We start from the raw sequence: 19,109 nt of genomic DNA, 5'->3' as shown, positions 1-19,109 counted from the left end.
CACTCAGGCCCCGGACAGCACCACTGCGGTCGCGCCCGAGATCTCGACAACAGTGACTTCGGCGCCGGGCTCGATGACCTCGCGGTCCAACGACCGCGCCGACCAGACCTCGCCACCGATCCGCACCCTACCGCCGTGGCCGTCCACAGTGGACACGACAACGGCCGTGCTGCCCACCAGGGCCTCCACCCCGGACCGGTGGCCCTGACCCAGCGCCATCCGGCGCTTGATCGCGGGCCGAGCGCCCGCCACCAGCCCCAACGACACCACGCCGAACACGATCGCGCTGACCACCACGTCCGCGCCCAACGCCGACGCACCCGCCGCGCCGAACGCGGCCAGACCCAGCATGACCAGCACGAAGTCGCCCGACAGCACCTCGGCCGCCACCAGGACGACACCGAGGATCAACCAGATCAGCGCGGCCACCGGTCCATCCTCGCACCTTCCGCCACCGGCGGTGCGGCGTTTCAGCCGGTCGGCTCGGTCACGAAGTCGATCAGCCGCTCCACCGCGCCGATCAGCGGCGTCTCCAGGTCCCGGAACCCCGACACGCCCGCCAACACCCGACGCCACCCCTCCCAGGGCTCACCCCAGCCCAGCGCCGCGCACACCCCCTCCTTCCACGGCACGCCCCGCGGCACCACCGGCCACGCCGCGATCCCCACCGACGCGGGCTTCACCGCCTGCCACACGTCCACGTACGGGTGGCCGGTGACCAGCACGTTCCCGTCCCGGACCGCCGAGACCAGCCGGGACTCCTTGCTGCCCGCCACCAGGTGGTCCACCAGCACACCCAGCCGCCGGCCCGGGCCGGTGCCGAACTCCGCGATCCGGTCGGCCAGCACGTCCACCCCGTCCAGCGGCTCGACCACGACGCCCTCCACGCGCAGGTCGTGCCCCCACACCCGCTCCACCAGCTCCGCGTCGTGCAGGCCCTCCACCCAGATCCGGCTGTCGCGGGCCGTGCGGGCACGCAGCCCCTCGACCTTCACCGACCCCGACGCCGTCCGCGCCGGCGCCGCCTGCGTCGGGGCGGGCCGCACCAACGTCACCGGCTGCCCGTCCACCAGGAAACCCGCCGGGCGCAGCGGGAACAGCCGGTGGCGGCCCTGCCGGTCCTCCAGCACCACCTGACCGTGCTCGAACCGCACCACCGCGCCGCAGAACCCCGACGCCGGGTCCTCCGCCACCAGCCCGACCTCGGCCACCACCTCGGGCACCGTCCTGCGCTTGCGGCCCGACAACACGTCGCGGCCGTAGTCGTGTGATCGCACGGCCGGCGACGTTACCGGCCGGCGGCCACCGAGGGGTGGTCGGGGAAGAACCCCGCGAACACCTCGCACCACGCCGCCAACCGGTCCCCGTCCACCACCGCCGACCAGCGCTCGATGCCTTCACGCAGGTCGGGGCAGGCGTAGGCGAAGTCGACCGCGTCCGACGCCGGGTCACCCACGCACGGCCGCGGGTCGATCGCCACCGGCCCCCGGTCACCCGCGTCCAGCACGTTGCCGAAGTGCAGGTCGCCGTGCAGCAACGTGACCGGCACCCGGTCCCGGGCCAGCGCCGCCGCCTTCGCGTGCGCCGCGTCGTGGTCACCCGGATGCCGCTCGCGCAGCACGCCGAACACGAAGTCCACCCGTTCGCTCAACGGCGGGAAACCCTCCGGCGGCGGGATGTGCAGCCCGCGCAGCACCTCGGCCAGCTGCGGGCCGTCCTCGGCGGGCGTGCCCGGCACCAGGCCCTCCAGCAGCAACGCGCCCCGCGCCGGCTCCGCGGCCAGCACCCGCACCATCCGCGGCGACGGCTCCCACGCCCGCAACGCCGCGTGCTCCTGCGCCGCGATCGCCGGCTCCGGCGTCACCTTCAACACCACCGGCTCACCGCCGCGCGTGCACAACACGGTGTGCGACGTGCCGCCGGACAACGGCCGCACCACCTCCAGGCCCCAGTCCCGGCACAACCCCGCCACCAGCGCGTCCACCCCGGCCAACCACGACCGCACCCCCGGGCCGAACCGCCGCACCATCCGCTCGTCCAACGACGCCACCCCGCCGCCCCCCTCAGCCGTCCAACCTCAGGATGAACTCCTCCACGTCCTCACCACGCCCCTCGGCGAACCCCACGTCCTCGCCCACCGCCACGAACCCGCACTTCTCCAACACCCGCAGCGACCCCAGGTTGTCCACCGCCGCCCGCGCGTACAGCGGCCGCAGCGGCTCCTCGCGCAGGAACAGCTCCAACGCCGCCGTCGCCAGCCCCTTGCCCCAGTGCTCCCGGTCGATCCAACAGGTCACCTCGGGCTCGCCGAACTGGAACAACCGGGCCACGTGCCCCACGACCTCGCCGTCGAACACCACCGTCCGCGCCACCGCCGAGTCGTCGGCCAGGATCCGCGCCCACCGCACCAGGAACGCCGCCCGGTCCGAGGGATCCGCCGAGGTGAACGCGGCCATCCGCACCGCCTCCGGATCACGCTGGTGCTCGAAGAACACCAACACGTCGGCGGCGGTCACCTCGCGCAGCTCCACGTCCACGCGGCAAGTACACAACACCCGCCCCCGACCCGGTGGAGATCCCCCGCACCCCGGCGTCGGCGAAGGTCAGAACGCGGGCCAGGGGATCGCCGGCCAGTCGTTGGACGGCTCCGGGTACACCCCCACCGCCAGCAGCTTCTCCACCCGCTCGGTCAACGCCCGCACCTCCGCGCGCGTCAGGTGCTCGTGCAGCCGATCGGCCAGCGGCCCGTCCAGGCACGACCGCAGCCGGCGCAGCGCCTCCACCGCGTCCCCAGGCAGTTCCTCGCCCAACCACCCCCACAGCACCGTGCGCAGCTTGTCGTCGCTGTGCAGGCAGATCCCGTGGTCCACCCCGTACACCGCGCCGTCCAGCGCGTGCAGCACGTGACCGCCCTTGCGGTCGGCGTTGTTCACCACCACGTCGAACGCCGCCATCAACCGCACCCGCGGGTGGTCGGCGTGCACCAGCACCGCCGGCTCCCCGTACCGGTCGTGCGCCCGCAGCACCGAACGCCACCCCGGCCGCACCCCGTCCACCGGCACGATGTCCACCAGGCCGTCGTCCTCGTGGGTCTCCACCCACAGCTGCACCATGCCCGACCCGAACGGGCCTTCCCGCAGCACCGTCGGCGGCACCAGGTGCACCCCGGCCGCCTCCGACACCAGGAACGTCGCCACCTCGCGGCCCGCCAGCGTGCCGTCCGGGAAGTCCCACAACGGCCGCTCGCCCCGCACCGGTTTGTACACGCACTGCGCGGTCACGCCGTCCAGGCTGATGCCGCAGAACAACGTCGCGTTCGACGCGTCCACCAGCCTGCCCTCGACCTCGATGCGGCCACGCCGCAGCAGGTCGAGCACCCCGTCGTCAGCCGGACCCACCGCCGCGCTCAGCCCTCGTCCGAACGACGGTAGCCGTTCTGCCGCGGGCACACGTGCCCCTCCGGGTCCAGCGGCTCCGAGCACAGCGGGCACGGCTTGCGGCCCGCCCGCACCACCCGGTCGGCGCGCTCGGCGAACGCCCGCGCCTCCACCGGGCTCAGGAACACCCGCACCGCGTCCGGACCCTCCTCGGTGTCGTCGAGCACCACCGCCTCGTCGACCTCCTCCTCGGTGATCGCGAGCAGTTCGATGACCACCGCGCGGGACTCGGCGTCCCAGCCCAGCCCCATCGTGCCGACCTTGAACTCCTCCTCGACCGGCACCGCCAGCGGTTCGGTGTCCCGGAGGTCCTCGGGGACCGCGTCGGGGACGTCCGCGCCGAACCGCCGGTGCACCTCCTCCAGCAGCGAGCCGATGCGCTCGGCGAGTACGGCGACCTGTTGCTTCTCCAGCGCCACGCTGACCAGCCTGGCCTCCTCGGAGGCCTGCAGGTAGAACGTGCGCTCGCCAGGCTGCCCGACTGTGCCGGCGACGAACCGGTCGGGCTGGCGGAATACGTGGATGACGCGTGCCATGACAACGACGACCCTAGGCCACGCGAGCAAGATCGGCAGCCCTGCCCCTCGCTTTTCGGCGACCAGCGAACATCGGTCCCGGTCGATCGGCGCCGGCCGGTCCGCCACGCGCCCCGCTAAGGTCGCCCCCGTGGTGAAGATCGCACCGTACGGAACGTGGACATCGCCCATCGCCGCGGCCGACGCCGCCGCGGCCGGTGGGGGCCTGCACTGGGTCGACCTGCACAACGGTCGTCCCTGGTGGGCCGAGGGACGACCCGCCGAGGGCGGCCGGGTCGCGCTGGTGCGCGACGGGCAGGACCTGCTGCCGCCGCCGTGGAACGCGCGCAACCGCGTCCACGAGTACGGCGGCCGGCCGTGGGTCGTGCTGGACACCCCGGAGGGGACGCGCGTGGCGTTCACCAACTGGGACGACCAGCGCGTCTACGTGTTCGACCCGGACGACCCGCGGCCCGTGCCGCTCAGCCCCGAGCCCGCCCGGCACCACGGCTACCGCTACGCCGACCTCACCGCCGGCCCCGACCACGCCGAGGTGTGGTGCGTGCGCGAGACCGTGACCGGTGACGCGCGCACCGACGTGCGCCGCGACCTGGTCGCGCTGCCCCTGGACGGCTCCCCGGTGCGGGTGCTGGCCGCCAGCCACCACTTCATGACCGGGCCCCGGCTCTCGCCCGACGGCCGCCACTACGCCTGGATCGGCTGGGACCACCCGCGCATGCCGTGGGACGGCACCGAGCTGTGCGTCGCCGAGGTCGGCTCGGACGGGCACCGGGTCCTGGCCGGCGGCGAGTCCGAGGCCGTGTGCCAGGTCGAGTGGGAGGGCGACAGCCTGCTCGCCCTGACCGACCCGGACGGCTGGTGGAACCTGTTCCGCATCGGCCTGGACGGCTCGTCGAAGAACCTCGCCCCGTGCGCCGAGGAGCTCGGCGGGCCGATGTGGCGGCTGGGCAACCGCTGGTTCGCCACCATCAGCCCCGGCCGCTACGCCGTGCTGCGCTCCGGCGCGCTCGCCGTGCTCGACGAGCGCAGCGGCACCGTCACCGACGTCGACGTGGACCTGCCCGCCTGGCACGCGCACCTGGCCGTGCACGACGGCGTGCTCGTCAGCGGCGCCGCCGGACCGCTCGCCGAGTCCGCCGTGGTGTCGCTGGACCTGTCCACCGGCGTCCTCACCGAGCACACCTCCAGTGAGTCGACGCTGCCGGTCGACTACCTGCCCGTGCCCGAGGAACGGGTGTTCAGCGGGCCAGACGGCGACGTCCCCGCCTACGTCTACCCGCCGCGCAACCCCGACTTCGCCGGGCCCGACGACGAGAAACCGCCCTACGTCGTGCACGTCCACGGCGGGCCCACCGGCCGTTCGGCGCCCGTGCTGGACGCCGAGCTGGCGTACCTGACCAGCCGCGGCATCGGTGTGGTCGCGGTCAACTACGGCGGCTCCACCGGCTACGGGCGGGCGTTCCGCGAACGGCTGCGCGAGCAGTGGGGTGTGGTCGACGTGCAGGACTGCGCCGCCGTCGCCCAGGCCCTGGCCGACACCGGTGACGCGGACGGCGAACGGCTCGCCATCCGCGGCGGCAGCGCCGGCGGCTGGACCTCGGCGGCGTCGCTGACCTCGGTGAAGACCTACCGGTGCGGCATGGTCGCGTTCCCCATCCTCGACCTGGCCGGCTGGACCGGCGAGGGCGGCGAGACCCACGACTTCGAGTCCCGCTACGTCGAGGGCCTGGTCGGGCCGTGGCCCGCGGCGGCCGACCGGTACGCCGAGCGGTCACCGTCGAACCGGGTCGACCGGCTGGCCGGGCCCGTGCTGCTGCTGCAGGGCCTGGAGGACGAGATCTGCCCACCCGAGCAGGCCGACCGCTTCGCCTCCGCGCTCGACGGCACCGGCATCCCGCACGCCTACCTCACGTTCGAGGGCGAGCAGCACGGGTTCCGCAAGGCCGAGACCATCGTCGCCGCGTTGGAGGCCGAGCTGTCGTTCTACGGGCAGGTGTTCGGCTTCACGCCCGAGGGGATCCCGCTGCTGGAGCTGCGCCGGTGACGGTCGACCGACCCGAAGCCCCACCCGCGCACGACCGACCGGTGGCGGCCGACCGACCCGAAGCCCCACCGACGCGCGCCGAACCGGTGGCGGCACCGACCGGTGGTGCCGCCACCGGGCCCGCGCTGTTGCGGTCGGGCGACCGGGTGGTGGTGGTCAGCCCCGCCGGACCGTGCCCGGCCGAACTCCTCGACGCCGGGGTCGCGTGGCTGCGCAAGTGGGGCCTGGACGTGCGGGTGGACCCCCACGCCCTGGACACCCACCCGACGCTGGACTACCTGGCCGGCCACGACGCCGACCGCGCCCGTTCGGTCGAACAGGCGTGGCTCGACCCGTCCGTGGCCGGGGTGCTGTGCGCCCGCGGCGGGTACGGCAGCCTGCGCATGGTCGACCTGGTCGACTGGACCGCCGTCGCCGCGCACCGCAAGGTCTTCCTCGGCTCCAGCGACACCACCGTGCTGCACGAGCGGTTCTGGCGGCACGGCGTGCCCACCTGGTTCGGGCCGATGATCGGCACCAGGGCGTTCGTGGAGGACGCCGACGCCCGCGACCGGCTCCGCCACGCCCTGTTCACCGGCGTCGCCGCCTACCGCGGGGTCGGCCTGGTACCCGGCGTCGCCCGCGGTGTCGCAGTCGGCGGCAACCTCAGCCTCCTCGACACCCCGCCCCCGCCCGGCGCGATCGTGCTGCTCGAGGACGTCAACGAAGAGCCCTACCGCCTCGACCGGATGCTCACCGGCCTGCGGCGGTCCGGCTGGTTCGACCAGGTCGCCGGACTCGTCCTCGGCTCGTGGACCGGCTGCGGCGACCCCTCCGCCGTACTCGCCGACCGGCTGGGCGGGCTCGGCGTGCCGATCGTCGCCGACGCCGGGTTCGGCCACTGCGACGGCCAGCTCACCGTGCCTCTCGGCGTACCCGTCGAGATCGACGGCCACACCGGCGAGGTCACCGTGGTGGCGTGACGATCCAGGTCCCCGGCGGCCGGCTCGCCACACCTGCGAGGGCCACGATCCACAAAGGACCGGATCCCCTCCTGAGAAGGTTGACCCCACCCGAGCCGATCGGTCGATCCCCCGGCGGCGCCAAGCGGACTACCCTCCGGCCTGCCGGCGGGCACCGCAACCTCGGACGCGCCGCAGCCCGTGCCCCACAGCCAACGCGAGGCACGCCCCACCGCCACCATCGGCGTCAAGAAGTACCGGCGCCGCACGTCGTGGGCATGGCCATGCCCACGACGTGCGGCCACCGCTGGCGCCCAACCGAGAGCGGACGCGATGGCAGGCACCATTCGCCCAGCCGTTGGGCGCGTCCCCCAGGGTTCCTGGGCGTCCCCAGCGAGTTGCCCTGACGGCTGCGGCGAGTCCTTTGCCCGATCGGGTGCACCTCGATCGTGGCCTCGGACCAGTGCCGACTGGCCGGTGGTCAGCGGTTGGTGGGTCAGAGGTGGTGGTAAGCCGCCAGTTGGTCAGTGGTTGTCGCGGAGCATCTGGTTGTCCCGCAGTGTCTGAGTGTCCCGCCGCACCTCCTCTGCCCGGTCGCCGATGGCCTGGATCTCGGAAGCCAACTCCGGGTGGGTGGCCCGCACCTTGGCCAGCGCCGCCATCAACGGCTCCAGCAGCGCGATGGCGTCGTCCTCCGCCAGCGCCTCGCGCACCACGACATCCACCTGACCGACCTGACCGGCGAGGCTGCGCAGCGACGCGGCGTTGTCGCGTGCCCACTGCGACACCGCCCGGTCGGCGGCGCGCCTGTCCCGTTCGGCACGGACGCGACCCTCGGCCGTCGCGCCCAGTTCCGACGGGCGCAGCCTCAGGTACCGACGCTCCGCGGCCTGCCTGCTGGCCACCCCCAGCGCGGGTGCCAGCTCGGCCCAGCTCGTGCCCAGCTCACGAGCCGCGGCGATCAGCTGCGGTTCCCACCCGGCCAGCTCATCGCGCAATTGCCGCAGAAGCACCAACGCGGACAGCACCTGCCCCGCGCTGAGGTCTTCCCCGGTGGCCACCGCCCGGACGGTCTCGTAGTCTCCGATCGCCATGACGTCAACTTACCGACGACATCAGGTGTTGTCAACCGGATGACGACGTGGTACAACTGAACCCGGCAGCGCAACACCAGCGCATTGACCAGACAAACCAGGAGGTGTTCCCGATGTTGATGCGCACGGACCCGTTCCGGGAGCTTGACCGGCTGGCGCAGCAGTTCTTCACCGGACCGGGCACCTGGTCGCGGCCGACGCCCATGCCGATGGACGCCTACCGCACCGGGGACGAGTTCGTGGTGGAGTTCGACCTGCCCGGCGTCACCCCGGACGCGATCGACCTCGACGTGGAGCGCAACGTGCTCACCGTGAAGGCCGAGCGTCGCCCCAACCGCACCGACGACGTCGAGATGCAACTGTCCGAGCGGCCACTCGGGGTCTTCTCGCGCCAGCTGTTCCTCGGCGACTCGCTGGACGTCGACCGCATCAAGGCCGACTACGACTCCGGCGTGCTGACGCTGCGCATCCCGATCGCGGAGAGGGCGAAGCCGCGCAAGATCACCATCGGCCAGACCGACGGCGCACCGAAGGAGATCAACGCCTGACATTCCGACGCCGTCGGCTACCGGACGTGCACCGGGTCTGCGGCAGGTAGGCCCGGTGCACGTCACCCTCATCCATGACATCCCGACCGGCAGGGCGAGCACCCGGCGGCTCGCACCCGAGTCGGCCCGACCAAGGCAATGGCCGATCCACGAAGCCCGCGAACCGTGGCAACACGCGCCGCAGGCCTCCGCTGGACGGCCCGACGCCTCCTCTGCGTGGCATGGCGATGGGAACGAACGGAAATCGGTGGATCGCGCCCGCCGGTTCCCGACAAGATCGCCGACCATGCGACCAGCGCCGGGGGAAGTCCTGCACTTCTCCGAAGACCCGACGATCACCAGGTTCGAGCCTCACGTCGCCGCCACCGCCCGGCAACCCGAGGCCTACGTCTGGGCGGTCGACCGCGCACGGGCGCCCGACTACTGGTTCCCGCGCCAGTGTCCGCGCGCGATGGCGTGGGTGGAGCCCACCACCAGCGCCCGGGACCGGGCCTGGCTGGGCGTCGAACGGGTGCACGCGATCGAGTTCGGCTGGCTGCGCCGAATGCAGACCGCGACGCTGTACGCCTACCGGTTCGACGTCCGCCCGTTCCGCCCGTTCGGTGACCCGCCCAACGCGCACGTCGCCACCGAACCGGTCGCCCCACTCGGCGCGCCCGAAGCGGTCGGTGACCTGCTGGCGTTGCACGAGGACGCCGGCATCGAGGTGCGGCTGATGGCCACCCTGTGGCCGTTCTGGCACAGGGTGGCCGTGAGCACGCTCGGGTTCAGCGGAATCCGCCTGCGCAACGCCCTTCCGCAACCGACCTGACCAACCGGACGGAAGTCGCGCGCCACCGGTCGCACCGGTGCCAGAACCGCCACTTCTACCTCCAGGAGACAGGGGGCATGCCTCATACGGTCAGGCGAAGGTTGCCCACATACCGACCGGTCGGTACCCTCGCGGCGTGGACGAACGGCGCATCGACGCGGTGGTGCTGGACTGGGGTGGCGTGCTCACGGTCTCCGTGCCCGCCTTCATCGAGGACTGGCTGACTTCGGAGAACATCGACCGGGACCGCTACGGCCGGACCATGCGGAGCTGGATGGGACGCGACGCGGCACCCGACAACCCGGTGGCCCGACTGGAGACCGGCGAACTCACCCCCGACGAGTTCGAGGCGCTCCTGGCCGCCGAACTCGTCACCCTCGACGGACGCGAGGTGGGGTCGAAAGGTCTGCTGCGGCGCATGTTCGGCAGCGCCCACCCCGACCCGAAGATGGTCGACCTGGTCCGGGAACTGCGCGCCGATGGCCTGCGGACCGTGCTGCTGTCCAACAGTTGGGGCGAGGGCTACCCCGAAGAACTGCTGCTGGAGCTGTTCGACACGATCGTGATCAGCGGGCGGATCGGGTTGCGCAAGCCGGACCCGCGCATCTTCCAGCACACTCTCGACCAGATCGGCCTGCCCGCGCACCGGTGCGTGTTCTTCGACGACGCACCCGTCAACGTCGAAGCGGCGCGGTCGGTCGGCCTGCACGCCCACCGGCACACCGACGCAGACACGACCCGCGCGGTGATCGCCCAGCTCACGGGAGTCGCCGCATGACCGAACTGCCCGGCCTGGACCTCGACCGGCTCGCCGCCCACCTCGGCACCGGCCCGTTGACCGGCGAACTGATCCCCGGCGGCCGGTCCAACCTGACCTACCGCGTCACCGATGGCACCCACCGCTGGGTGCTGCGCCGACCGCCGCTGGGCCACGTCCTGGCCACCGCGCACGACATGTCCCGCGAGCACCGCGTGATCAAAGCCCTCGCCGACACCGCCGTGCCCGTGCCGCGGGTCGAGCTGCTGTGCGAGGACGCCGACGTCATCGGCGCGCCGTTCTACCTGATGGAAGAGGTGCCCGGCGTCGCGCTGCGGCACCGCGACCAGTGCCCGTGGCTGACCCCGGACAAGGCCCGCGCCCTGTCCGAACGGCTGGTCGACGTGCTCGCCGACCTGCACGCCGTCGACCCGAAGGACGTCGGACTGGCCGACTTCGGCCGACCGGACGGCTTCCTCAAGCGCCAGGTCGCCCGCTGGGGCAAGCAGCTCGACGCCTCCCGCAGCCGTGAGCTGCCCGGCATCGACGAACTGCGCGACCGGCTCGCCGACAGCGTCCCCGACTCCGCGCGCGCCACGATCGTGCACGGCGACTACCGGCTGGACAACGTCCTGGTCACCGAGGACCCGCTGGACATCAGCGCGGTGCTGGACTGGGAGATGGCCACGCTGGGCGACCCGCTCGCCGACGTCGGCCTGCTGTGCGTGTACTGGAACGGCATCGGCGCGCGCGAGGACGACCCGATCACCGGCACCGTGCCGACGTTGCCCGGGTTCGCCGGCACCGACGAGCTGGTGCGCCGCTACGCCGAGCGCAGCGGCGCCGACACCGGCGGCCTGGCCTGGTACACGGCGTTCGCCTACTTCAAGCTCGCCGTGATCCTCGAGGGCATCCACTTCCGCTTCACCCGCGGCCAGACCGTGGGAGCGGGGTTCGACCAGATCGGCCAACTCACCCTGCCGCTGGTCCGGCAGGGACTCGCCGCGAGCTCAGGGGAGCACTGATGGACTTCGCCTACGACGCCAAGACCGAGGAACTGCGCGACAAGCTGCTGCGGTTCATGGACGAGTTCGTCTACCCGGCCGAACCGGTCGCCGAACGGCAGTTGGCCGAGGCCGAGGACCCGTGGGCGCGGCCGCCGGTGCTGGACGAGCTCAAGGCCGAGGCACGTCGGCAGGGGTTGTGGAACCTGTTCCTGCCCGACCCCGAGCACGGCGGCGGCCTGACGAACCTGCAGTACGCGCCGCTGGCCGAGATCACCGGCCGCAGCCCGCACCTGGCGCCCGAGGCGCTCAACTGCGCCGCGCCGGACACCGGGAACATGGAGGTGCTGGCGATGTTCGGCACCGAGCAGCAGAAGAAGCAGTGGCTGCGGCCGTTGCTGGACGGCGAGATCCGGTCCGCGTTCTGCATGACCGAGCCGGACGTCGCGTCCTCCGACGCCACCAACATCGCCACCAGCATCGTGCGTGACGGCGACGAGTACGTCATCAACGGCCGCAAGTGGTGGTCGTCGGGCGCGATGAACCCCAACTGCGCGATCTTCATCGTGATGGGCAAGACCGACCCCGACGCCGAACGCCACCGCCAGCAGGCGATGATCCTGGTGCCGCGCGACACGCCGGGCGTGCACGTCAAGCGCGGCATGCACGTGTTCGGCTACACCGACGCCTCCCACGGCGGCCACGCCGAAATCGTCTTCGACAACGTGCGCGTGCCCGCGGACAACCTGATCGCCGGCGAGGGCGAGGGCTTCGCGATCGCCCAGGCCCGCCTCGGCCCCGGCCGCATCCACCACTGCATGCGGCTGATCGGCATCGCCGAACGCGCGCTGGAACTCATGTGCCGCCGGGCCATCTCGCGCGTCGCGTTCGGCCGGCCGATCGCGCGGCAGGGTGTGGTGCAGGAGTGGATCGCCGAGTCGCGGGTGCGGATCGAGCAGGCCCGGCTGCTGGTGCTCAAGACGGCGTGGCTGATGGACACCGTCGGCAACAAGGGCGCCCACACCGAGATCCAGGCGATCAAGATCGGCACGCCGCTGATGGCGGAATGGGTGCTGGACAAGGCGATCCAGGCGCACGGCGCGGGCGGCGTGAGCCAGGACTTCCCGCTGGCCGAGCTGTGGGCGTCGGCGCGCACCCTGCGCCTGGCAGACGGCCCCGACGAGGTGCACCGGATGTCGTTGGCGAAGCGGGAGCTCAAGCGGTATCTGTGACGGGGTGAGCGACTACGACGTCTTCCTCGCCGACTGCCCGGCCCGCACGACGCTCGAGGTCGTCGGGCACACGTGGTCGGTCGTGGTCGTCGTGGCCCTCGGCAACGGGCCGCTGCGGTACGGGGAGCTGCTGGACCGGATCGGCGGCATCAGCAACAAGATGCTCACCCAGACCCTGGCCCGGCTGCGCGGCAACGGGCTGCTGACGAGCGCGGACGGGTGGCACGAGCTGACCGGGCTCGGTCGGTCGCTGCTCGCGCCCGTCCGCGCGCTCGCCGCGTGGGCGGAGGAGCACACCGGCGAGCTGCTCGACGCTCGGCGGGAAGGTCAGGACGCGCAGGCTGTGGGCTCGCGTGGTCGCGCCGGGGCGGGGTGACCACGCGAGCGTGCGGCGCGTGAGCACACGACCCGGGGCGTCCGGTCCGGCGCCGTGCTGGAGGCGGGCGGCGGGGGTGCAGGCCGAAGGTTGCCGCGCGGTGGGGCTTGGCGGTGGGTGTTCCGAGAGGGGGAGGCTGGGTGGGGGCCTAGGGCCGGGTCGAGGCGGGCCTTGTTGTTTCTTCCGACGTTTGAGGTGAATGATAACGCCGTGTTTTTTGACGCCGGAGTGACGATCACTCGATCGTGAACGCGGTAGTCGAAGAAGACGCAGGTCAGAGGGTTGCGGTAGGAACCGATTGGTTCCTGTGGGCGTGCGAATGTCGGGGGCATGAACCGTGTCTCCGTTGTCACCGGCGCGAATCAGGGCCTCGGATTCGCCCTCGTCGAAGGACTGGTGCGCCGTGCCGCGCCGACCGATGTCGTCTACCTCACCGGCCGGGACGCCGGGCGGGTGGCGGACGCGGCGGACAGGATCGGGCGCGGTCGTATCAGGACGCACGTGCTGGATGTCAGGGACGGGCAGGCTGTCGGTGCATTCGCCGATGACCTGCGGGCACGTCACGGTGGGGTGGACACCGTGCTGTCCAACGCGGCGGCGCGGCTCACGCCGGACGTGCCGTGGAGCGAGCAGGTCGGTCCGTTCGTGGACACCAACAACCTGGGCACCACGCGTGTGCTGCGCGCGTTCACGCCGCTGCTGCGCCCCGGCGGCGCGTTGCTCGTCGTCGCCAGCTCCTTCGGCACCCTGCGCCAACTGCCGACGCACCTGCACGGCCACTTCGCCGCACGGTCGCTGGACGACATCGACGCCACGATGCTCGCCTGGCGCGACTCCGTACTCGCCGGCACGGCGGCCGACCGGGGCTGGCCGCACTGGATCAACGTCCCGTCGAAGGTCGGCCAAGTGGCCGCCGTGCGCGCGATCGCCGCGCAACGCCGCGCCGCCGACATCGCGACCGGCACGCTGGTCGCCGCCGTCTGCCCCGGCCTGGTCGACACCGACGCCTCCCGGCCGTGGTTCGCCGACATGAGCGACGCGGCGAGCCCGGCCGAGGCGGCGGGGCCGGTGCTCGACCTGGCGCTCGGCACCCGCCGACCGGAGCACTACGGGGAGCTGGTCCAGTTCGGCCGGGTGCTGCGCTGGGCGTGAGGCACGGCGGCGAGCAGGGTGCGCGTGTAGTCGTGCCGCGGTGACAGCAGGACCTGCTCCACCGTGCCCTGCTCGACCAGCTCGCCCCGGTACATCACCGCGACCCGGTCGGCGATCGTCCAGGCCAGGCCCAGGTCGTGGGTGATGACCAGCGCGGCCAGGCCCAGCTCGCGGCGCAGTCGCAGCAGCAGCGCCAGGATCTCCCCGCGCACGGAGGCGTCCAGGGACGCCACCGGCTCGTCGGCCACCAGCAGCCGAGGTCCCAGGGCCAGGGCGCCCGCGATCACGACGCGTTGGCGCTGACCGCCGGACAGCTCGTGCGGCAGCGACGGGAAGAACAGCTCCGGCGGCCGCAGTTCGGCCTGCGACAACGCCTCGGCGACCCGCGCGGACTCGTCGCCGTCCACCCGGTGGATGCGCAGACCTTCCGCGACCGCCTCGTACACCGAGTGCCGGGGGTTCAGCGCGCTCGTCGGGTCCTGCAGCACCAACTGCACCTGCCGCCGGTAGGCGCGCAGACCCGACGCCGACCGGGGGAGTTCGCGCCCCTCGAACAGCACCCGGCCCGAGGTCGGCTTCCGCAGGCCCAGCAGGGTGCGGGCCAACGTCGTCTTGCCCGAGCCGGACTGGCCGACCAGCGCGACGATCTCCCCGGCCCGCACCTCCAGGTCCACCCCGGCCACGGCCTTCGTCGCGCCGAAGGACACGTGCAGGTCCGAAGCGCGCAGCAGCACCGGCCCACCGGCACCCTCAGACGGCGTGACCTGCCGTGACGCCGGATCGCCCACGGTCGGGAACGCCGCCGCCAACGCCTGCGTGTGCGGGTGGGTCGGCGACGTGATCACCTCCCGCGCCGGTCCTTCCTCCACCACCTGCCCGTGCCGCATGACGGCCAACCGGTCGCACGTCGACGCCAGCACCGACAGGTCGTGGCTGATCATCACCAACCCGATGCCCCGCTCGGACACCAGCCGCTTGAGCACGTCGAGCACCTGCGCCTGCACCACCACGTCCAGCGCCGTGGTCGGCTCGTCGGCGACGACCAGGCGCGGCTCGCACGCCAGCGCCATCGCGATCATCACCCGCTGCTTCTGCCCACCGGACAGCTCGTGCGGGTAGGCCCGCGCCGCGCGGGCGGGCAGCTCGACCTGGTCCAGCAGCGCCGACACCGACCCCGTCACGCCGTGCAGCCGCATCGGCTCGGCGATCTGCTCACCCACCCGGTGCACCGGGTTCAACGCGTGCATCGCGCCCTGGAACACCACCGACGCCGCCGCCCACCGCACGGCCCGCAGCCGGCCCCACGACATGCCCCGCACGTCCTCGCCGTCGAGCAGCACCTGCCCCTCGACGCGGGCGGTGCGCGGCAGCAGCCGCAGCACCGACATGGCCACGGTCGACTTACCGCACCCGGACTCCCCCGCCAGCCCCAGCGTCTGCCCGGCCGCCAGCCCGAGCGACACCGACCGCACGGCCGTCACCTCGCCGCGCGCGGTCCGGTAGTGCACGCTCAGGTCACGCAACTCCAGCAGGCTGCTCACCGCTCCCCCTTCAGCCGCGGGTTGAGCACCGTCTCCAGGGCCCGCCCGCACAGCGTGAACGCCAGCACCACGCACACCACGCCCAGACCGGGCGGCACCAGGAACCACCACGCCCGCTGCGACACCGCGCCGTGCATGTTCGCCGCGTGCAGCAGCGACCCCCACGACACCCGGGTCGGGTCGCCCAACCCCAGGAACGACAGGGTCGACTCGGCCACGATCGCGCTGGCCACGGTCAACGTCGTGTTCACGAACACCAGCGGCAGCACCGCGGGCAGCACGTGCCGCCCGATCACGTGCCCGTGCCCGCCGCCCAACGCCCGCGCCCGCTCGATGAACGGCCGCGCCTCCACCGCCAGCGTCTGCGCCCGCACCAGCCGCGCCGTCGCCGGCCACGACGTCACCCCGATCGCCAGCACGATCGTGCCCAGCCCGCGGGGCAGCACGGTCGACAGCGCGATCGCCAGCACCAGCGACGGCAGCACCAGGAAGAAGTCGGTGAACCGCATCAGCACCGCCGACACCCACCCGCCGAAGTGCGCCGCCGCGATCCCGACCACGGTACCGATCAGCACCGACAGCACCGTGGCCGCGAGCCCCACGACCAGCGAGATCCGGGTGCCCCACCACGTCAGCAGCAGCACCGACCGCCCGTTGTGGTCTGTCCCCAGCCAGTGCGACGCCGAAGGCGGCTCCCACGGCCGCGCGGTCACCCGCGTCACGTCCAGCCCGGACGCGTCGGTCACCAGCGGCGCCAGCACCGCCAGCACGGTGATCACCGCCAGCCCGATCAAGCCGACCAGGCCGCCGCGCTGGGAGGCGAACTCCCGCCACGTCGCCCGTGCCGCGGCCCGCCGCCGCTGCCACGCGATCGCCGTCACGACGCACGCACCCGCGGGTCGAGCACCCGGTACAGCAGGTCCGCGACCACGTTCATGGCGATCACCGCTCCCGCCAGCACCACGAACGTGCCCTGCAGCAGCGGCAGGTCCGGCCCGGTCAGCGCCTCGTAGGTCAACAGCCCCAGCCCGGGCCAGGAGAACACCGTCTCCACTGTGATCGCGCCCGACACCACCAGCCCCAGGTGCAGGAACACCAGCGTCACGGTCGGCAGCAACGCGTTGGGCACCGCGTGCCGCCGCCGCACCAGGTCGTCGCGCAACCCCTTCGCCCGCGCCGTGGTCAGGTAGTCGGCGTGCATCTCCTCCAGCAACGACGACCGCATCACCAGCAGGTACTGCGCGTAGACCACCGCGATCATGGTCAGGCACGGCAGCACCATGTGGTGGGCCACGTCCACCGCCTGCGACACGAAGTCCGACGGCGTGTCCGGGTAGCGCATGCCGCCGCTGGGGAACAGGTCGCCGGTGGCCAGCGACAGCAGCATGCCCAGCCAGAACGTCGGCATCGCCCACTGCGCCAGCGCCAGCCCGGTGGAGATCCGGTCCGACCGCGACCCGCGCCGCCACGCGCCCCGGATGCCCAGCCACAGCCCGATCACCACGGCCAGCACGGTCGACGTGCCGGTCAGCAGCACGGTCGGCCACAGCCGTTCGCCGATCAGCTCCAACACCGGCCGGCTGTAGACGTAGGACGTGCCGAAGTCACCGCGCACAGCCGCCGCCAGGTAGTCCGCGAACTGCTCGGTCAGCGGCTTGTCCACGCCCAGCCGGGCGCGCAGCTCGGCGAGCTGGTCGCCGGTGACCGGGCGGCCCCGCGTCATCGCCACCACGGGGTCGCCCGGGATCACCCGGAACAGCAGGAAACCCAGCGCGACCACGAACAGCAGGCTGACCAGCGCGCCGCCGACCTTGCCCGCCAGGTGCCGGATCACTCGCGGTCCTCCGCGCGCAGCCCGCGCCGCCGCCCCATCAGCCACACGCCGCCGACCAGCACGACCAGCGCGCCGCCGACCACGCCGAGCACCAGGCCGGTGTTCGAGCCGGTGTCGGAGCCCGCCGTCGCGACCGGTGTCGCGCCGTAGTAACCCCACACGCCGTTCTGCGCCATGATCACGCCGCCCGGGTCGGGCTGCACCGGGAACGAGGCGAACTTGTCGCTGCGGTAGGCCTCCAGCGCGTTGTCGTAGCCCAGCACCACGGCGGGCACCTGGTCGTAGAACCGCTGCTGCATCTCCAGCACCAGCTCGCGCCGCTTGGCCGGGTCGAACTCGGCGCGCTGCCGCGCGTACAGCGCGTCGTACTCGGGGTCGCAGAAGAACGTGTCGGTGGTGCCGCCCTTGCCGTCGGCGTTGGGCCGCTGGCCGCACGTGTGCAGCGACAGGATGAAGTCGGGGTCGGGGTTGGTGCCCCAGCCGGAGAACACCAGGTCGAACGTCCCGGCGGTGCTGGACTCGTTGAGCTGGTTGTCCGACACGATCTGCACGTCCACCGCGATGCCCAGGTCGGCCAGCGACCGCTTGACGAACTCGCCGGTCTGCTCGTCGTAGGCGCGGCTGGCGTGCCCGAGCAGCCGCAGCTCCATCCGCCTGCCCTCGGGTGAGACGCGGATGCCGTCCGCGCCGCGCGCGTAGCCCGCCCGGTCCAGGTCGGCGTTCGCCGCGGCCGGGTCGTACGGGTGCGCCGGTTCGGGCTTGAGGTGGTAGTCGCCGAACACGGGCGGGATCGGGCCGGTGCCGCGCTGCGCGTAGCCGCCGTTGACCCGTTCGATGATCGCGTCGAGGTCCAGCGACTTGGCGATCGCGCGGCGCACCACGACGTCCTTCAACGCCGGGTGCCCGTCACCGATGGGCTGACCGGCGTTCGTCGCGGCACCGGAGTTGATCACCAGCTCGTTGAACCGGCGTCCCTGCGCCTGGTTGCGGGTGATGCCCTCCTTGTCCTCGAGCGAGTCGAACTGCGCCGGACCCATCCGGTTGACCAGGTCGACCTCGCCCTTGCCCAGCGCCTGCACCGCGGCGTCGGAGGTCTTGTAGTAGGTGAACGTCAGCTCGTCGTACTCGGGCGCGCCGCGCCAGTAGTCCTTGTTGGCCTTGAACCGGATGAACTCGTTGGCCCGGTACTCGGTCAGGACGAACGGCCCGCTGCCCACGACGGGGGTCTGGTCGTTGCGGTACTCGCCGATGTCGGTGACCTCCGACCACACGTGCTCGGGCACGATCGGCACGTCCAGCGCGAGCATGGTGGCCTGCGGCTGCTTGGTCCTGATCACCAGGGTGCGGTCGTCGGTCGCGGTGACGGACTCGAAGGTGGCGGTGAAGCTGCCGTTGGCCGTGGCGGCGACCTCGTCGCGCATCATCAGGTTGTAGGTGAACGCCGCGTCGCGCGCGGTGATCGGCTGCCCGTCCGACCACTTCTTGCCCTCGGGCACGTGGAAGGTCCACGTCAGCCGGTCCGGCGAGGACTCCCACCGGTCGGCCAGGCCCTCCACCGGCCGCTGGTCCTTGACGTCGTAGGCGGTCAGGTAGTCGTACATCAGCCTGCCGACCTCGGTGCCCGCCTGGAAGATCGACAGGAACGGGTTGAGCGAATCCACCTGCTGGGTGATCGCCACCCGCAGGGTCACCGCCTGTTGCGCCGGCGCCGGTGTGGGCGCGAGCAACACCACCAATGCCATCGCCGCCGTGACCGCGCCGAATCGCCGGATACCCACAGTGACCGCCTCCCGCCCGTGAGT

20 protein-coding genes are annotated in these 19,109 nt (G+C 72.5%); 9 read left to right on the top strand and 11 right to left on the bottom strand.

The window, feature by feature from the left end; genetic code table 11:
- Positions 1–3: 3 nt before the first annotated feature.
- The 6 genes from B0I31_RS07365 to B0I31_RS07340 all read right to left on the bottom strand — a co-directional run bounded on the left by B0I31_RS07365 (position 4) and on the right by B0I31_RS07340 (position 3,973).
- Positions 4–429 carry an NfeD family protein gene (locus B0I31_RS07365; protein WP_106614523.1) on the bottom strand — a complete coding sequence of 142 codons (426 nt, stop codon included), beginning with the start codon at positions 427–429 and terminating at the stop codon, positions 4–6.
- A 41-nt stretch (positions 430–470) separates the two neighbouring features.
- Positions 471–1,277, bottom strand: coding sequence for a DUF3097 domain-containing protein (locus B0I31_RS07360; RefSeq protein ID WP_106614522.1), 807 nt, complete (start codon positions 1,275–1,277; stop codon positions 471–473).
- Between the two features lie 11 nt (positions 1,278–1,288).
- Positions 1,289–2,050, bottom strand: coding sequence for an aminoglycoside phosphotransferase family protein (locus B0I31_RS07355; protein ID WP_106614521.1), 762 nt, complete (start codon positions 2,048–2,050; stop codon positions 1,289–1,291).
- 13 nt (positions 2,051–2,063) lie between these two features.
- Complete coding sequence (locus B0I31_RS07350; protein ID WP_106614520.1) at positions 2,064–2,537, bottom strand: GNAT family N-acetyltransferase; 474 nt, start codon at positions 2,535–2,537, stop codon at positions 2,064–2,066.
- Between the two features lie 66 nt (positions 2,538–2,603).
- Positions 2,604–3,398 carry an SCO1664 family protein gene (locus tag B0I31_RS07345; protein ID WP_106614519.1) on the bottom strand — a complete coding sequence of 265 codons (795 nt, stop codon included), beginning with the start codon at positions 3,396–3,398 and terminating at the stop codon, positions 2,604–2,606.
- Positions 3,399–3,406: 8 nt separating this feature from the next.
- On the bottom strand, positions 3,407–3,973 hold the full coding sequence (locus B0I31_RS07340) for a DUF3090 domain-containing protein (protein ID WP_106614518.1): 567 nt from the start codon (positions 3,971–3,973) through the stop codon (positions 3,407–3,409).
- A 130-nt stretch (positions 3,974–4,103) separates the two neighbouring features.
- Here B0I31_RS07340 and B0I31_RS07335 point away from each other — a divergent pair, with 130 nt between their 5' ends.
- A complete protein-coding gene (locus B0I31_RS07335) occupies positions 4,104–6,017 on the top strand; it encodes a prolyl oligopeptidase family serine peptidase (RefSeq protein ID WP_106614517.1) in 1,914 nt (637 codons plus the stop codon).
- Complete coding sequence (locus B0I31_RS07330; protein WP_342751458.1) at positions 6,014–6,979, top strand: S66 peptidase family protein; 966 nt, start codon at positions 6,014–6,016, stop codon at positions 6,977–6,979. The genes B0I31_RS07335 and B0I31_RS07330 overlap by 4 nt, the downstream gene beginning before the upstream one ends.
- 503 nt (positions 6,980–7,482) lie before the next feature.
- Here B0I31_RS07330 and B0I31_RS07325 read toward each other — a convergent pair.
- Entirely contained in the window at positions 7,483–8,052 is a 570-nt protein-coding gene (locus B0I31_RS07325; protein WP_106614516.1) for a hypothetical protein, read from the bottom strand.
- 113 nt (positions 8,053–8,165) lie between these two features.
- On the opposite strand from B0I31_RS07325, the gene B0I31_RS07320 reads away from it, so the two are divergent.
- From B0I31_RS07320 to B0I31_RS07290, 7 genes are all read left to right on the top strand, one after another.
- A complete protein-coding gene (locus tag B0I31_RS07320) occupies positions 8,166–8,600 on the top strand; it encodes an Hsp20/alpha crystallin family protein (protein WP_106614515.1) in 435 nt (144 codons plus the stop codon).
- A gap of 286 nt (positions 8,601–8,886) precedes the next feature.
- Positions 8,887–9,411 (top strand): DUF6886 family protein, encoded by a 525-nt coding sequence (locus B0I31_RS07315; RefSeq protein ID WP_106614514.1) that lies wholly within the window; start codon positions 8,887–8,889, stop codon positions 9,409–9,411.
- 136 nt (positions 9,412–9,547) lie between these two features.
- The gene (locus tag B0I31_RS07310; RefSeq protein ID WP_106614513.1) at positions 9,548–10,189 is read left to right on the top strand and encodes an HAD family hydrolase; all 642 of its coding nucleotides are present in this window, start codon (positions 9,548–9,550) and stop codon (positions 10,187–10,189) included.
- Positions 10,186–11,193 (top strand): phosphotransferase family protein, encoded by a 1,008-nt coding sequence (locus B0I31_RS07305; RefSeq protein ID WP_106614512.1) that lies wholly within the window; start codon positions 10,186–10,188, stop codon positions 11,191–11,193. Before B0I31_RS07310 ends, B0I31_RS07305 begins: the two co-directional genes overlap by 4 nt.
- Positions 11,193–12,404, top strand: coding sequence for an acyl-CoA dehydrogenase family protein (locus tag B0I31_RS07300; RefSeq protein WP_106614511.1), 1,212 nt, complete (start codon positions 11,193–11,195; stop codon positions 12,402–12,404). Before B0I31_RS07305 ends, B0I31_RS07300 begins: the two co-directional genes overlap by 1 nt.
- A gap of 4 nt (positions 12,405–12,408) precedes the next feature.
- Positions 12,409–12,780: a winged helix-turn-helix transcriptional regulator gene (locus B0I31_RS07295; RefSeq protein WP_106614510.1), complete on the top strand. Its 372-nt coding sequence runs from the start codon at positions 12,409–12,411 to the stop codon at positions 12,778–12,780.
- Between the two features lie 330 nt (positions 12,781–13,110).
- Positions 13,111–13,932 (top strand): SDR family NAD(P)-dependent oxidoreductase, encoded by an 822-nt coding sequence (locus tag B0I31_RS07290; RefSeq protein WP_106614509.1) that lies wholly within the window; start codon positions 13,111–13,113, stop codon positions 13,930–13,932.
- Here the strand turns inward: B0I31_RS07290 and B0I31_RS07285 are convergent.
- From B0I31_RS07285 to B0I31_RS07270, 4 genes are read right to left on the bottom strand one after another with little or no spacing between them, the layout of a single operon-like run.
- Positions 13,887–15,473 (bottom strand): dipeptide ABC transporter ATP-binding protein, encoded by a 1,587-nt coding sequence (locus B0I31_RS07285; RefSeq protein ID WP_106614508.1) that lies wholly within the window; start codon positions 15,471–15,473, stop codon positions 13,887–13,889. The genes B0I31_RS07290 and B0I31_RS07285 overlap by 46 nt on opposite strands.
- Positions 15,470–16,354 carry an ABC transporter permease gene (locus B0I31_RS07280; RefSeq protein WP_073893176.1) on the bottom strand — a complete coding sequence of 295 codons (885 nt, stop codon included), beginning with the start codon at positions 16,352–16,354 and terminating at the stop codon, positions 15,470–15,472. The genes B0I31_RS07285 and B0I31_RS07280 overlap by 4 nt, the downstream gene beginning before the upstream one ends.
- The gene (locus tag B0I31_RS07275) at positions 16,351–17,307 is read right to left on the bottom strand and encodes an ABC transporter permease (protein WP_342751457.1); all 957 of its coding nucleotides are present in this window, start codon (positions 17,305–17,307) and stop codon (positions 16,351–16,353) included. The genes B0I31_RS07280 and B0I31_RS07275 overlap by 4 nt, the downstream gene beginning before the upstream one ends.
- Entirely contained in the window at positions 17,304–19,049 is a 1,746-nt protein-coding gene (locus B0I31_RS07270) for an ABC transporter substrate-binding protein (protein ID WP_425444353.1), read from the bottom strand. Before B0I31_RS07270 ends, B0I31_RS07275 begins: the two co-directional genes overlap by 4 nt.
- Positions 19,050–19,109: the final 60 nt, after the last annotated feature.

The sequence above is a fragment of the Saccharothrix carnea genome (assembly GCF_003014735.1).
In the GTDB taxonomy this organism is placed as follows: domain Bacteria; phylum Actinomycetota; class Actinomycetes; order Mycobacteriales; family Pseudonocardiaceae; genus Actinosynnema; species Actinosynnema carneum.
The sequence above is the reverse complement of the archived record's forward strand: the minus strand, read 5'-3'. Positions and strand labels throughout refer to the sequence as shown.